Here is a 14,253-nt window from a genome sequence, read left to right on the forward strand (position 1 = left end):
TGGATATCTCCCTTGTCGATGTGTTGACCTTTACACAGGGTTGGTGGCGAGGATCTTCTTCAGAAAGTCCTTTGTCCGCGGATCCTGTGGGTTGTAGAAGATCTCGCTGGGCGGCCCCTGCTCCACAATGCGGCCGCCGTCGATAAAAATCACCCGGTCGGCTACGTCCCTGGCGAAAGACATTTCGTGGGTGACCACCATCATGGTCTGGCGTTCTGACGCCAGCTGTTTCATCAGCCCCAGTACTTCCTCCACCCACTCAGGGTCCAGCGACGACGTGGGCTCATCGAACAGGATGACCTCGGCACCGGCGGCCATGGCGCGGCCGATACCGACCCGTTGCTGCTGGCCGCCGGACATGGATGCGGGATAGGCATCTGCTTTTTCCCCCAGGCCGATCTGGTCGAGGATCTCGCGGGCTCTTCGGTAAGCCTTTTCTTTGGGCCATTTATCCACCACCAGCAAGCGTTCGGCGATGTTCTGCAGTGCTGTCTTGTTGGCAAACAGCGCATAGTTCTGGAACACGAAGGCGGTTCGCCGCCGCATGGAGAGAATCTCTGCCCGACTGGCTTTTTTCACATCCACGGTGAGGTCGCCAACAGTCATGGTGCCGGCGGTGGGTTGTTCCAGGAAATTGATGCAGCGCAGCAGGGTGGATTTACCGGTGCCCGAAGGCCCGATAATCACGACAATTTCGCCCTTATCAATCGTGAGATCGATGCCGTCGAGTACCACGGTCGTGCCAAAATGCTTGCTCAGTGACTCCAGTTTGATCATCGGCTATAGGCCCTGTTCAGGCGGATTTCCAGGTGGTTCTGCAGCTTGGAAAGCAGTTCAACCACAATCCAGTACATGATGGCGGCCACAATGAACGCCTCGAAGTACAGGAAGCTGCCGGCGGCTTCCTTCTGGGTTGCTCCCATCAGTTCAGTGACTCCCAGGGTAAAGGCGAGGGAGGTAGCCTTGATCATGTCGATGAAGTAGTTCATCAGTGTGGGCAACGCCACCCGTGTGGCCTGGGGCAGCACGATCCGCCGCATCATCTGGCCATTGGTCATGCCGATCGACAGCGCCGCTTCGGTCTGGCTGCGATCAACACCCACGATGGCGGCCCGGATCGATTCGGCCATGTAGGCGGAGAAGTGCATGGTCAGGCCCATGATGGTTGCCGTAATACCATCGATCACTGTCAACGCACTGGCCAGTTGCGGCAACCCGTAGTAGAACAGGAACAGTTGCACCAGCAGAGGTGTGCCCCTGAAAAAGGAGATGAAGACGATGGTCAGCTGGTTGAGCACCGGGATGCGAAGCACCCGGATGACGGCAAACAGGCAGGCGAGAATCAGGGCAAACACCATGCCGATACCGGCCAGTTGCAGAGTGAGGGGCAGGTACCTGAGCAGGACAGGTACCAGCCCAAGCATATACTCGACGTTCAACACGTCCATAGGGAATCAGGCCTCGGTATTGCCCCTCAGGGCCGGGTGATGTCCGTGCCGAACCATTTCTCTGAAATGGACGCCAGGGTTCCGTCGTCGCGCAGGGCTGCCAGGGCTTCGTTAACCTCGTCCCGCAGGGCCCGTCCGGCCTCGGTGTCGCGGAACGGATAGGCGTTGGTGATTTGCGAGAAGGTGGGGCCGGCCAACTCCAGTGGCAGAGGCTTCTCCTTGATGATCTGGCTGGCGCTGACCCGGTCCATCACAAACGCATCAACGCGACCCAGGGCGGTGTCCCGCTCCAGGTTGCTCTCATAGGTTTTGATATCAATCTCGTCCGCGTAGGGTAGCTCGCGCAGCAGTGCCTCGAAGTTGGAGCCGAGGTTTACGGCAACGGTTTTCCCCTTGAGGTCTTCCACGCTCTCGACTTCGGTGTTGCCTTTCTTGGTCACCACCTGGGCACCGTCATAGACGTAGGGCTCGCTGAAAATATACGCCTTCTGCCGCTCTTCGGTGATGGTGATCTGGTTGGCAACGGTGTCGATACGCCCGGATTCCAGCATGCCAAACAGGCCCGAGAAGTTGGCGGTTTCGTACTTGATGTCACGTCCCATCTCCTTGCCAATGGCGTTCATGACATCGACGTCGAAGCCTTTGAGCTCATCCTGCTCTACAAAGGTAAACGGGAAATACTGGCCGGACATCCCGACCCTCAGGGGGCCATCCTGGGCAAGCAAAGGTGCGCTTGCGAATATGGCAATCGTCAATAACGTGTTGATCAATAGTGTTTTCATAATAACCTCCTTCCGACGTGCATCTTACTTGAAGCATAGTCGTGGGTGAAAATTGGGCAATGATGCACGTCACCGGCTGTTAACCAGACGCTCAATATCCGTGAGAATATCAGCGGCATCGGTCACGCGCGCCAGCCAGCTCAGAGGGATGCCGCGTTCTCCACCCACCCCATGCAGTGCCGCCATGGCCGGCCCGATGATCCAGGCCCGACCACAGGAATCGCCGCCGCAATGAATGTTGGCGCGAACGGCTTCGGTATAGCTGGTGGCATGGCTGAGGATGTGAAAGATCACCGGCATGGCTTCGTGCAGATAACAGGTGCGTCCGAAATTGTCGCCGGCTTTGACCGCATCCAGCGAGGAACCGGATAGGGCGTTGTCCAGACTTTCCCGGTCCGGCGCCTCGGCTTTGACAGTTTCCAGGGCTGCCGACATGGGTTTGCCCTGGAAAAGCTGGTCGAGAAGTGTCGCGGCGGATTTTGCCCAGGCTACGGCTTCATCGTTGTGATTGGTTACCCGAACCGCGGCTTCAGTCACCTCCATCAGCCTGTCGTTGCCGCAATAACTGGCTACCAGTGGCGGCAACTTGGATACTGCCGGCAATTGCATGTCGTCGGCACCGCTTTCCGGCAGCAGGTGTCGGTCGATGGTTTCGGCGAGGTAAACGCCTGCTTCCTGTATCTCGGGTTCCTGATAGGTAAGGCTGATGGCCTTGCGAACCGGGTCAGCCAATTGATCGCCACTCAGGCGTCGGGTGTAGGGCAAAACTTTCTGCACCAGTATCCGTTTCTGCTTTTCGGTCAGTTTGGCAGTGGTGCCCGATTGCGCCTGTTCAATGGCATTCTGCTCGATAGTGTTCAGATTGTTGAGAGTGACCCGGGTGGGATTGTCGATATAACCCTGCCAGTGGCCGCCAGGTCCGAAAAACGCCCGGAAGCGCCTCTGATAATCCCGGATATCCAGTTGGCCGTCACTGGCCAGAATACTGTCGGTCAGTACCCCGGTCGCCGCTCCGTAGTGGCTGATGTCCCCTGACTGCTTGCCGCCGTGCGCAAAGTAGCCGAATCCACCTTTGAAATAATCGGCCTTCGGGGCCAGGAATTCCGGCGACTGTCCACCCACCTCATGGATTCGCTGGCTGTCATACAGCCAGTGCAAACCGAGGCTGGCCGCATCGGCAACCCAGCCGCCAGCAAGAGCGGCGATTATGGCGGGTTTTCTTTCGATCGACACGTTGCTGGTCATTGGAAATCCTCGCTGGTCGGGTTTCATGGTTGAATGTCAGGGAATGTACGCCTGATACCAGTCACAGGCTCAGTCAGAGCCGAATCTGAACCTGCCCGTCCCGCACCCGCACTTCAAGCGTCCGCATTGACCTGGTCGCGGGCGCGGCGATGGGCCGTCCGTCGCGAACGTCAAAGGCCCCCTGATGCAGCGGGCATTCGATGACGTGATCGTCGAAATAACCGTCGCACAGATCTGCACCGCCATGGGTGCAACGCGCGAGCGAGGCATAGATCCCGGTAGGCGTATCGTAGACGGTGATGGTCCGCCGGTCGACCTCGACCCGGGTGACCCAGTCCTTCTCCAATTCGTCCACCGCGATCACGTCGCGCCAGGGCTTGTCGCTCATGCCTGCGCCTCCTGGATCTGACGCAGGATGTCCCTGTGCGCGCCCAGATAGCCGCCCGGCTCGACATGAACATGGGCGCGCAGCTTTTTGTGCAGGCGCGGCAGGGTGTGGTAGGGAACCAGGGGCACATAGTGATGTTCGGCGTGGTAGTTCATGTTCCAGCACAGGAACCGCCACGGGGCCGAGACCAGATTGGTGCGGGTGTTCTCGCTCATTTTCGCCACGGTCGGGCGACCCACATGCTCTGTCATCCGGATGAAACGCATCACCGGTTCGCCGAGGAACAGCGGAATGATCCAGTACCAGATCAGCCCCCACCAGCCGGTGACTGCCATGCCCGCGAAGATCAGCCCGTATGTTCCAAGGATGATTCGTGCGTCCCGAAACACGGCGGCATGTTCCTCCTTGGGGATGAAGCGTTTTTCCGCGTCAGAAAGCCGCCCCATGGCGTGGCGCGAAACCTCGGTGAACTTGGTCTTCCAGTAGGGGATAGCGGACAGGTAGAACAGGTATTCACCATAGGTCTTCGGCATCGGGATCAGCTCCGGGTCCTTGCCGTACAGCTGGGTATAGGTGTGATGATCGCAATGCTCATAGCGGAAGAAGCGGTGCGGCAGCAGGATAATAAATCCGCAGATCTGCCCGACGATATTGTTCAGCTTGCGGGTGCGGAACACGGTGTAATGCACGCATTCATGCTGTAGCGAGAAATGATGCACCAGCACGATTCCCTGCAGGAACATGGCGGGCCAGATCAGCCAACTGTTCCATGCAAAGGTAATCAGCGTTGTGGTTCCGGCCAGTACCAGCACCCACAGCGCCAGATGGCGAATAGCGGGCCCGTCGGAGCGTTGCATCAGGACTTTCAATTCTTCACGGCTCAGCTTGCCCTCTGCAAGTGCCTGGGTCTGGGGTGTGACAATGCCTTGCGTCATTGTTGCTAATCCACGAGTTCGGCCAGTTCAGGAACATTTACGCAGGAAACGGCATTGTTTCTCACCGTAGCACGCTCCAATTCGGGGGCCCTCAGTGTAACAATTGATGCCGCTCGTTGGTCTCTTGAACGTAGACCAAGTTACCGGGAAAGGATAAGTACCATGACTCGATCCAAAGTAGAGTTTGCAAACGCACAGGGCCATAACCTTGCCGGCCTGCTGGAGCTGCCGGGCCAAGGCAAGCCCCGTGCAATGGCCCTGTTTGCACATTGCTTCACCTGCGGTAAAGACATCGCCGCCGCGTCGCGGATAGGGCGCGCCCTGGCGAAGCATGGCATCGGCGTATTGCGTTTCGACTTTACCGGTCTGGGCAGCAGTGACGGCGATTTCGGCAATACCAGTTTTTCCTCCAACATTGAGGACCTGCTGTCGGCTTCCGAATACCTTGCCGAACAGTATCAGGCACCCCGCATTATTATCGGCCACAGCCTTGGCGGCGCTGCGGTACTGGCGGCTGCCCAGCGCATGCCTTCCATTGAGGCGGTTGCCACCATCGGGGCTCCGGCCACCGCCGATCACGTCCAGCATCTGTTCGACGCAAAGAGCAGTGAGATCCGCGAGCTGGGTGAAGCCGAGGTAACCCTGGCCGGCCGGACGTTCAATGTTAAGTCGCAGATGCTGGATGATCTGGTGCAGTGGAATACGCCGGACCACATTGGCAACCTGCGCAAGGCGTTGATCATCTTTCACTCGCCGGTTGACCAGGTTGTGGATATCAGCGAAGCGGCCACCATCTATCAGGCTGCGAAGCACCCCAAGAGCTTTATTTCCCTGGACAATGCCGACCACCTGCTTTCAAGAGCTGCGGATGCGGAATACGTGGCGGATATGTTGGTGGCCTGGTCCAGTCGATATCTATAGCTACATTGTGGTATCCGGCATTTGAGAGGCTAGTGCATACGCCAGTTGCTGCAGTTTATCTGCGCGCTCAAGGCCATCCAGGAATCGCTGTGGAATGCCGGCAAGGCCCACTTGCGCGCCTACCAGTGCCCCGGCCAGCATGGCTCGTGACTGGTTCTGGCCACCGCCATTGATGGCGTGGAGTACGGCGCTTTCGAAATCATCGCTGAACCGCGCCGCCAGGTAATATGCGGCCGGTAACTGATGGTAGAAGGCGCAGGGCATGCCGTACAGATGTGAAACCTTCCAGGCGGGCTCGATGCGAATGGCCGGGTCCGTTGCGGTTGTCGCAATGTCAGAGGCGGCATGCAGTGCGTCACGAACAATGTGGCGTCTGGCCCTGAGGGGCATTTCCGGGTGATCCGGTGCTGGTTGGCGGGTGGTGACGGGCTCGAAAGCCATGGCACTCTCCGCCAGCCACTTCAGGGGTTGCTGCGAAATCCGTGCGTCCAGGGCGTCGCCCTGAATCAGCCGGGCCAGAATACAGCCGTAGCCAACGCCCATGGAAAGCATGGTTTCGCTGCTCTGGGTCAGCCCCGTGTTATCGGCGATGGCCTGGGACATCCGGGCAGGCTCGGAGGCATAGCGCACGGCAAGGGCTAGCGTGCGCTCCATGGCCTCGGTGGTGTCTGCGGCACCGCCGATATCATGCCAGGGGCGTTTCTCAACGACCCGTCGTTTCCAGACGTGGCGGATGGACTCGCTGGTGTAGTGGCCAGGACCGCTGCGGGGTTTGCCATCGAGCAGCGGGAAAAGGTCGTTATCCAGGCGCTGGCAGAAATCGGCTTCATCATAACCGTTGCTTTTATCCAGCGAGCGCAGCATCAGCTCCAGAATGAAACCGGCCTGGCTGTTCTGCCCGGCCTTCAGGCCATGGTGAAAACGCCCGGGTGCCGGTGTGGTGTAGTCGTCAATCCACTCACCGTAGGTGCGCCGCAGGTCATTCAGGTCGTAATACCAGTGTGGTCCGACACCCAGGGCTTCACCCACGAAAGCACCCATGATGGCGCCCATGGCGCGGTCTTGCAGGGTCATACTCATGTTGGTTGATGCCTCTCTGCCTTCATCCGAGCGCGAGTATTCATCCTGCGCAACAGGATAACAGGCTTACGTCTTTGGTGAAGGTCTGCGCACAGAGTTTAAGGCCCTCCACCATGGTCAGGTAGGGAAACAGTTCATTGCCGATCTCCTGCACCGTCATACCGGCCCGTAGTGCCATAACCGCCGTCTGGATCAGCTCACCGGCTTCTGCCGTGACCACCTGAACACCCAGCAAGCGACCGGAGTCGCGCTCGGCGACCATCTTTATAAAGCCATGGGTGTTGAAATTGACCAGTGCACGCGGCACGTTCTCAAGTTCCAGTACACGGATATCAACGCTGAAGCCTTGCTCAAGTGCCTGGGCTTCCGTCAGACCAGTGGTGGCAACCTGTGGGTCGGTAAACATCACTCCCGGCATGACACTGAGGTCCAGAGTAGCCTCGCCTCCGGTCATGTTGACGGCGGCCCGACTGCCCCCGGCAGCGGCGACATAGACAAACTGCGGCTGATCAGTGCAGTCACCGGCGGCATAGACACCGGGGGCGGTGGTTTGCAGCTGCTCGTCCACCTGAATCGCGCCACGGGAGGTTTCCACGCCGATGCCCGCCAGGTTCAGGGCTTCGGTATTGGGTGTCCGGCCGGTGGCCACCAGCAATTGATCCGCCCGCAAGGTGTCTGCATTGGTGTCGACGACGAACTCCTTGTCGCTATAGCCCACGCGGCTGGCCTGCGTCTGCCTGAGAACCCTGATACCCTCACGCTTGAACGCTACCTCTATGGCCTCACCGATGGCGGGGTCTTCACTGGACAGCAGCCGGCTGCGGGTCAGCAAGGTGACTTCGCTACCCAGCCTGGCGAAAGCCTGGGCTAACTCCAGGGCCACGAAACCGGCACCGATCACAATCAGCCGTTCGGGTACTGTCTCCAGTACTAATGCACTGGTGGAGGTCAGGTAGGGGGTATCGGCCAGCCCCGGTATCGGCGGCTCTGCCGGACGGGCGCCAGTGCCAATAAAGGCGCGGTCGAAGTGAACAGTCTGCTCACCGCCGTGGTTCAGCCTGACCGTCAGATTATGACCATCGACAAACCGGGCCTCACCGTTCAGGACGGTGATGGCTGTGTGGTCGCGCAGTATGCTTTCGTACTTGTTGTCGCGCAGTTCCTCGACCCGTGCCTGCTGTTGCTGAACCAGTTTCTCCCGGTCCACCCTTGGAGCCTGCTGGGCGCCTACCCCCTCGTCAAAGGGACTTTCCGTGCGCAGGTGGGCGATATGGGCGGCGCGAATCATGATCTTCGAGGGTACGCAGCCGGTGTTGACGCAGGTGCCGCCGATGGTGCCGCGCTCGATCAGGGTAATGCGAGCGCCACGCTCCGCAGCCTTCAGGGCGGCCGCCATGGCCGCACCGCCGCTGCCGACAACGGCAATGTGCAGGTTGTTATCGCTCATAAGGAGAATTCCCTGAATTTGTAGAGGCTTTCTCACAGTTGGCGTCATATTGCCTTTTTCGCCATCCCGCATAGAAGGTCAGGCCAATGAAGAAAGCCAGAGCTGGAAGCAGCACGTAATCGAGATAGCCGGTCAGGCCGGCCAGCCCAACGGTGGCAAACAGAATCACCAGGACTGGGGTGAAGCAGCACAACGCCACCAAGACGGTGCCAATCACGCTCACGCGCAGCAGGGTTTTCGGGTTTTTCATAATCACTCCCGCTCCACTTCCGCAGGCTTCATTGTTGAGGGATAGCCGGCATTGCCTGTGGCCTGGGTCAGCGCTTCCACAGACGTTTGTGTGTCGTCGAAGGTGACTACGGCTTCTCGTTCCGGGTAGCTCACGTCGGCTTGTGAAACTCCATCAACCTTGTTTAGAGCCACCTTGACGGTGATCGGGCAAGCAGCGCAATTCATACCCGGTACTGAGAGTGTCACGGTTTGCATAGCAGCCAGGGCAGGCATGCTGAGCAGGGTGATGACCAATGTGAGGACAAAACGCATTTTCATGGAAAATCTCCTGTCAGTAGAAAAGCGGAAGAGCAGAAGGGAACACCAGAGCGATCAGCACCAGTACTGATATTCCCCAGAACATTACCTTGTAGGTCTTTCGCACCTGGGGTACGGCACATATTTCTCCCGGCAGGCACTGTTCCACTGGCCGATAGATCCGGCGCCAGGCTAAGAACATGGCCAACAGAGCGAGGCCGATAAAAGCCGGACGATAGGGTTCGAGAGCCGTGAGATTACCAATCCAGGCACCGGAAACCCCCAGCGTGATCAGTACCAGCGGTCCGAGGCAGCAGGCCGAGGCGAGAAGCGCCGCGACCCCGCCAGCAGCCAAGGGACCACGCCCTGATCTGGAATTCGACATAACGCCCACACCTTTCATCACTTTGTTCGATCGGATAAGGTTACTTCCGTAGTCAGCTACGGAGTCAAGGCAGATGTCGGATAACAAAAATTCAATGACTATCGGGGGCCTGGCCAGGGCAGCCAACGTTCATATCGAGACGATCCGCTATTACCAGCGGCGAGGGTTATTACCGGAACCTCAACGTCCGCCGGGTGGTATCCGGCGCTATGGCGATGCCGATATCGACCGTTTAACGTTCGTCAAAACGGCGCAGCAGTTGGGATTCAGTCTCGACGAGATCATCGATCTGCTCCGGCTTGACGATGGCACCCACTGCCAGGAGGCCAGCGCTCTGGCCGAGCACAAGTTGTGGGACGTGCGAGAAAAGATCTCCAGGCTGGAGAAAATCGAGAAGGTGCTGGGTGAAATGGTTGATCGATGCCACGCACACGCCGGTAATATCAGCTGCCCGCTGATTGCTTCCTTACATGAAGGGATCAGAGAGAACTAATTCATCAGGAGTAGTGCTTAACAAACCATACAGAGCTGGAATTTCGCTCGGGGGTTAAGTCATTTTATCGATTTCATAACAAACTTCGGCTAGGAATTGAGTTGTTTCACCTTTCGAACGGTGGCATTGCAGATCGTAATCCCGGAACAGAGGTTGCGTTTATCTCCTTATCTTTTCCTTTGTGACAGGCGACCTAGGTTGCCCGGTGCCAAAGATTATTCAGATTGTAACGATGGGTATTGAGTCCGTAGTCGGGTACGGAGCTAGCCTTGGGTGGTGATCCAGACCGACACGATTCCAACGAGGACATCGTCATGATCAAGAAACTTTCCCTGCTTCTGTCGGCCCTGATATTCAGCGTCGCCGTGCTGGCCGTCGACAATCACTACGTATTGGGCGTGGACGGTCTTGCCTGTCCGTTCTGCGCCTATGGCATTGAGAAACGTCTGAACAAGATCGAGGGGGTTACTGACGTGCAGGTCGACGTGGGCGAAAGCGTGGTCCATGTGAGCATGCGGGAAGGTAAAACACTCACCGAGGACAGGGCAAGTCAGGCGGTTGACGAGGCTGGTTTCACGTTGCGCTCCTTCTCAGAGGCCGAGGGTGAAACAGGGGGCAATGATGCGCAGTAACCGCCCCTTAGCTGGTGTGTCAGTGCTGATTGGTGCCCTGCTACTGACTGGCGTGTCTTGGGTGCAAGCTGCCCCCAATACCTTCAACACCGCCCTGCCGGTAGCCGAAGGGCAATACCTCTGGCGCGAGCAGCTGGTGTTGCGTGAACGCTCGGACAACGGGCCTATGGATCGCGAGGTCTCGGTGCAAGCGCTGGGCAGCGTGCTGGGTTATGGCGTTACTTCCAGGTTCGCCGTGTTTGGCATGGTCCCCTACTTCTTCAATAAAGAGCTGGACGTCACCACGCCCATGGGCAGGATCGAGCGTGACACCAGCGGTTTTGGCGATGTTTCACTGTTCGGTCGCTACACACTCTACAAGAAGGATGAGACGGGCAACACTTTTCGCGTGGCACCGGTGTTCGGGCTTACAGCTCCCACTGGCGACGATAGCGACAGCGATCGTTTCGGCGAACTGCCAAGACCTCTGCAGGCCGGAGACGGCGCCTGGGACGGTTTCGCTGGCGTGGTCACCACCTATCAGACCCTCCAGTACCAGGTGGAAGGGCAGTTGCTCTATCGCGAAAACGGGCGCCATGACGGTTTCGCGCGGGGGGACGAGACCCGCTTCGACGCTTCACTACAATACCGGATCTGGCCGCGAAGCATGAAGGGTATGCCTGGCACGCCGGCCTTCGTCTACGCCCTGCTGGAATCCAATGTCATCCATCGGGAACGCGACGAGACGGGCAGTGGCACCGATGCCGATTCCGGCGGTGGCCAGTGGTTGCTGGCGCCGGGACTGCAATACGTCAGCCGAAGCTGGATCGTCGAAGGCACGGTACAGTTGCCTGTGGCCGAACACCCCAATGGCGACGCCATCGAAGACGATTACATTGTGCGCGTCGGCTTTCGCCGTAATTTCTAGTTTCGGGGCAGATCATGAAAGCAATCGGTAAATGGCTGGTTCACGCCGCTCTTACTCTTGCGGCCATGCTGGCATTACTTGCCTGGGTGGGCGGGGCCATTAATTGGAACCAGGAGCCGCCGTATTCCCTGGTCCACAGCTGGGGTGAAAAAGGCAACGGCGCGGGGCAGTTTAACGATCCCACCGGCATTGCCGTAACGAACACCGAAGTCTTCGTATCCGATGCCCGTAATGGGCGAATCCAGGTTTTTGATCACGAAGGGCGGTACAAATGGGAATTCGGCACCACCGGCGATGGCATCGGCGAGCTCGGGCGACCGATGAATCTGACAATCCACGACGAAAAGCTCTACGTTCCCGAATACATGAACGACCGCATTCAGGTATTCAGCCTCGCGGGCAAGTCTCTTGCATTAATCGGCGGCCCCGGTGAGGAACCGGGACAGTTCAATGCACCGGGCGGTGTTGCCCTCGCCGATGATGGCGACCTGTTCGTGGCTGACTTTTACAATCACCGTGTGCAGCACTTGCGGGCGGATGGTGCCTTCGTCAAACAATGGGGAACCACCGGGGAGACGGGAAAGGGCGCCGGGGAATTTACCTACCCTACTGATGTAACGTTTGCCGGTGACGGAACTCTCTATGTGGCAGATGGCTATGGAAATCGTGTCCAGGCTTTCGATGCCGGGGGCGATTTCCTGCACAAGTGGGGAGGGCCGTTTGCCCTGGGCCTCTACGGGCCGTTCAAGGGCTGGCTCACTACCGCGACGTCCGTTGCGGTTGGCCCCGAAGGCAATGTCTTTGTGGCTGATTTTTATAACGATCGTATACAGAAGTTCGCGGCGGATGGGGGCTACCTCACCGCTTTCGGCAGCAAGCCGGAAAACCCCGGCCACACGGCCATGGCCGTCGCCATTGGCAGTGACGGAACCGTGTGGAGCGTGAACTTTGCCGATAATCGGGTCGAGAAGTGGCAACCCGTGAAGTAAGTCGGCAAAAGCGGCATGCCCTGGTGCTAGCCGATCTCCAGCTCTGACCGTGTCGACTGCTTGGAAGATGCAAAGGCGGAGCCGACCAGATAGGCAACGGTCAATGGGCACAGTCGCCCCACGAACATCAGAACCATGATGATTGCCTGACCGGCGCCGGATAGCTCGGCGGTCAGCCCGCGGGTCAGTCCGACCGTGCCGATTGCGGAGGTGGCTTCAAAGGCTACGGCCAGCAGTCCGGCATCCTCGGTCATGGACAGGGCAAGAGTACCCATAAAGATCCCGGTAACCGCCATCACCGCTACCGCCAGAGCCTTGAGCAGAGTGGTGGTCGACACCGGCTGTGAAAACAGCGTGAGGGTCCGCCGCTGGCGAAGGTAGGCCCAGGTTGCGGCCAAAAGGACAAACAGTGTGGCCATCTTGATACCACTGCCGGTACCGTTGGCACCGGCTCCGATAAACATCAGGAACATCAGTACCAGCGCAGTGGCCTGAGTGACGCTGCCAATGTCGACACTGTTGAACCCTGCTGTCCGCGGTGTCGTGGCCTGCAGCCAGGCCGCCCAGAGCTGGTCAGAAAGATTCGGTAGCGCACCCAGGGTAGCGGGGTTATCCGACTCCAGCTGGAAAATCATCAAGGTGCCCACAATGCTTAATATCCCGGTACCCAGAAGCACCACCTTGACGTTGATGTTCAGAGAGCGGGTACGCGGGTAGTCCAGCAACCCCACGATCACGATGAACCCCGCTCCGCCAATCAGGTAGAGGCTGGAAATCACCGCATTGATCACTGGATGGGCGGCGTAGCCCATGAGGCTGTCGGGGGACAAGGTAAAGCCGGCATTATTGAAGGCCGAAACACTGTGGAACAGGGACCACCAAAGCCCCTGCAGCCAGCCATATTCCGGAATCCACACCAGCGCCAGAGGAACCAGTGCGATGCCCTCCACGATCAGGGCCAGCCCGACCACCTCTTTGGCCGTCCGTTTCAGGTCGCGGGGATGGGTTTCATTATAGCCACCGCTGGCGACCAGCTGTTGCCTTCCACGGATGCGCCCGCCTAACGCCAGCAGTGCCAACACAGCGAAGGTCATCAGCCCAAGGCCACCTGCCTGAATCAAAAGCAGAATGATCAACTGGCCCCAGAAACTGAAAGTGGTGCCGATCTCGGTTACCACCAGTCCAGTGACGGTTACGGCCGAGGCAGAGGTAAACAGGGCATCACCCCAAGACAGAGCACCATTCAACGAAAACGGCAGCTTAAGCAGGCCGGCTCCCACCAGGATCAAGACCATGAACCCCGCAGCCAGCAGGAAAGGTGGGTTGATGGGCCAGGCGCGAAGGTGTTTTCCTTGTTCCATGATTCTCCCTCCTGGGTCGCCTGGTAGCTGGAATCCGGTAGTTGCTGTTGCTCAGGCAACAGACCCCCGAGAAACAGGAATGTTACGGAAGCTGGATCCACCCCGGGCGTCGGGGAATTTACTTACATCGCTGATGTAACATTTACAGAGGACGGAACTCTCTATGAGTACCACCATGATGTCGAAGAAAGACATTTCACTTACGCAGGAGATTGAGGAGAGTCACCATGGGTAAAACCTATCAATCAGTTGTGGTTAATGCGCCCGTTGATACGGTCTGGGCAAAGCTCCGAGACTTTCACGACATGAGCTGGGCGCCGGAAGTGGTAACCAGGGTTGATGCTGTCGGGGACAAGCCCGGCGACCAGCCGGGTGCCAAAAGAGTGCTGAACGAGGCGTTTCACGAAACCCTGCATACGCTCGACGACGACAACCGGGAGCTCACCTACAGCATCGACGAAGGTCCTTCTCCGGTTTCCTCAAATGAAGTCAGCAGCTACGAGGGACATGTCGTGGTGCGCCCGGTAACGGAAGGCGACGGCGGCACCTTTGTGGAATGGTATTCACACTGGAAGGGCAATGACGAGTCCGCCGCTGAATTCTGTCACGGCATTTATGCCGGACTGCTGGGTCAGCTCAAGAAAACGCTGGAGCATTAAGCAATTAAGCAGCTGCTGAGTTGTGCAGTTCTCTCCGGTAACAATTGCCCTGT

19 protein-coding genes are annotated in these 14,253 nt (G+C 58.3%); 7 read left to right on the top strand and 12 right to left on the bottom strand.

Going from position 1 to position 14,253, the window contains the following annotated elements; all coding sequences use genetic code 11:
* Window positions 1–30 precede the first annotated feature (30 nt).
* From QPM17_RS16550 to QPM17_RS16575, 6 genes are all read right to left on the bottom strand, one after another.
* Window positions 31–777, bottom strand: a complete 747-nt coding sequence (locus tag QPM17_RS16550; protein WP_285392027.1) for an amino acid ABC transporter ATP-binding protein — start codon at window positions 775–777, stop codon at window positions 31–33.
* The gene (locus tag QPM17_RS16555) at window positions 774–1,448 is read right to left on the bottom strand and encodes an amino acid ABC transporter permease (protein WP_285392028.1); all 675 of its coding nucleotides are present in this window, start codon (window positions 1,446–1,448) and stop codon (window positions 774–776) included. The genes QPM17_RS16550 and QPM17_RS16555 overlap by 4 nt, the downstream gene beginning before the upstream one ends.
* Window positions 1,449–1,474: 26 nt before the next feature.
* Window positions 1,475–2,230: an amino acid ABC transporter substrate-binding protein gene (locus tag QPM17_RS16560; RefSeq protein ID WP_285392029.1), complete on the bottom strand. Its 756-nt coding sequence runs from the start codon at window positions 2,228–2,230 to the stop codon at window positions 1,475–1,477.
* A gap of 69 nt (window positions 2,231–2,299) precedes the next feature.
* Complete coding sequence (locus QPM17_RS16565) at window positions 2,300–3,475, bottom strand: ADP-ribosylglycohydrolase family protein (protein WP_285392030.1); 1,176 nt, start codon at window positions 3,473–3,475, stop codon at window positions 2,300–2,302.
* A gap of 73 nt (window positions 3,476–3,548) precedes the next feature.
* Window positions 3,549–3,863, bottom strand: a complete 315-nt coding sequence (locus QPM17_RS16570) for a non-heme iron oxygenase ferredoxin subunit (RefSeq protein WP_285392032.1) — start codon at window positions 3,861–3,863, stop codon at window positions 3,549–3,551.
* Window positions 3,860–4,798 (bottom strand): fatty acid desaturase family protein, encoded by a 939-nt coding sequence (locus tag QPM17_RS16575; RefSeq protein WP_285392034.1) that lies wholly within the window; start codon window positions 4,796–4,798, stop codon window positions 3,860–3,862. The genes QPM17_RS16570 and QPM17_RS16575 overlap by 4 nt, the downstream gene beginning before the upstream one ends.
* 162 nt (window positions 4,799–4,960) lie before the next feature.
* Here QPM17_RS16575 and QPM17_RS16580 point away from each other — a divergent pair, with 162 nt between their 5' ends.
* Complete coding sequence (locus tag QPM17_RS16580) at window positions 4,961–5,719, top strand: alpha/beta hydrolase family protein (protein WP_285392036.1); 759 nt, start codon at window positions 4,961–4,963, stop codon at window positions 5,717–5,719.
* Here the strand turns inward: QPM17_RS16580 and QPM17_RS16585 are convergent, their stop codons facing one another.
* From QPM17_RS16585 to merT, 5 genes are read right to left on the bottom strand one after another with little or no spacing between them, the layout of a single operon-like run.
* Window positions 5,720–6,799, bottom strand: a complete 1,080-nt coding sequence (locus QPM17_RS16585) for an ADP-ribosylglycohydrolase family protein (RefSeq protein ID WP_285392037.1) — start codon at window positions 6,797–6,799, stop codon at window positions 5,720–5,722.
* A 40-nt stretch (window positions 6,800–6,839) separates the two neighbouring features.
* Complete coding sequence (gene merA, locus QPM17_RS16590; protein WP_285392039.1) at window positions 6,840–8,246, bottom strand: mercury(II) reductase; 1,407 nt, start codon at window positions 8,244–8,246, stop codon at window positions 6,840–6,842.
* The gene (gene merF, locus QPM17_RS16595; RefSeq protein WP_285392040.1) at window positions 8,236–8,496 is read right to left on the bottom strand and encodes a mercury resistance system transport protein MerF; all 261 of its coding nucleotides are present in this window, start codon (window positions 8,494–8,496) and stop codon (window positions 8,236–8,238) included. Before merF ends, merA begins: the two co-directional genes overlap by 11 nt.
* A gap of 2 nt (window positions 8,497–8,498) precedes the next feature.
* Complete coding sequence (gene merP, locus QPM17_RS16600) at window positions 8,499–8,795, bottom strand: mercury resistance system periplasmic binding protein MerP (RefSeq protein ID WP_285392041.1); 297 nt, start codon at window positions 8,793–8,795, stop codon at window positions 8,499–8,501.
* 13 nt (window positions 8,796–8,808) lie between these two features.
* On the bottom strand, window positions 8,809–9,159 hold the full coding sequence (merT, locus tag QPM17_RS16605) for a mercuric ion transporter MerT (RefSeq protein ID WP_285392042.1): 351 nt from the start codon (window positions 9,157–9,159) through the stop codon (window positions 8,809–8,811).
* 73 nt (window positions 9,160–9,232) lie between these two features.
* Between merT and merR the strand changes: the two genes are divergently transcribed.
* The 5 genes from merR to QPM17_RS16625 all read left to right on the top strand — a co-directional run bounded on the left by merR (window position 9,233) and on the right by QPM17_RS16625 (window position 12,180).
* The gene (merR, locus tag QPM17_RS16610; protein WP_285392043.1) at window positions 9,233–9,652 is read left to right on the top strand and encodes an Hg(II)-responsive transcriptional regulator; all 420 of its coding nucleotides are present in this window, start codon (window positions 9,233–9,235) and stop codon (window positions 9,650–9,652) included.
* Between the two features lie 35 nt (window positions 9,653–9,687).
* A complete protein-coding gene (locus QPM17_RS23810) occupies window positions 9,688–9,837 on the top strand; it encodes an acyloxyacyl hydrolase (protein ID WP_422732780.1) in 150 nt (49 codons plus the stop codon).
* Window positions 9,838–9,966: 129 nt separating this feature from the next.
* Window positions 9,967–10,284: a heavy-metal-associated domain-containing protein gene (locus QPM17_RS16615; protein ID WP_285392044.1), complete on the top strand. Its 318-nt coding sequence runs from the start codon at window positions 9,967–9,969 to the stop codon at window positions 10,282–10,284.
* The gene (locus QPM17_RS16620) at window positions 10,271–11,191 is read left to right on the top strand and encodes a transporter (RefSeq protein WP_285392045.1); all 921 of its coding nucleotides are present in this window, start codon (window positions 10,271–10,273) and stop codon (window positions 11,189–11,191) included. The genes QPM17_RS16615 and QPM17_RS16620 overlap by 14 nt, the downstream gene beginning before the upstream one ends.
* A gap of 14 nt (window positions 11,192–11,205) precedes the next feature.
* Entirely contained in the window at window positions 11,206–12,180 is a 975-nt protein-coding gene (locus tag QPM17_RS16625; RefSeq protein WP_285392046.1) for an NHL repeat-containing protein, read from the top strand.
* A 26-nt stretch (window positions 12,181–12,206) separates the two neighbouring features.
* Here QPM17_RS16625 and QPM17_RS16630 read toward each other — a convergent pair whose 3' ends face one another.
* Window positions 12,207–13,541, bottom strand: a complete 1,335-nt coding sequence (locus QPM17_RS16630; protein ID WP_285392047.1) for a TrkH family potassium uptake protein — start codon at window positions 13,539–13,541, stop codon at window positions 12,207–12,209.
* A 227-nt stretch (window positions 13,542–13,768) separates the two neighbouring features.
* On the opposite strand from QPM17_RS16630, the gene QPM17_RS16635 reads away from it, so the two are divergent.
* Window positions 13,769–14,200 (top strand): SRPBCC family protein, encoded by a 432-nt coding sequence (locus QPM17_RS16635; RefSeq protein WP_285392048.1) that lies wholly within the window; start codon window positions 13,769–13,771, stop codon window positions 14,198–14,200.
* The last annotated feature ends 53 nt before the right edge of the window (window positions 14,201–14,253 follow it).

Source organism: Marinobacter azerbaijanicus (assembly GCF_030250645.1).
Classification (GTDB): domain Bacteria; phylum Pseudomonadota; class Gammaproteobacteria; order Pseudomonadales; family Oleiphilaceae; genus Marinobacter; species Marinobacter azerbaijanicus.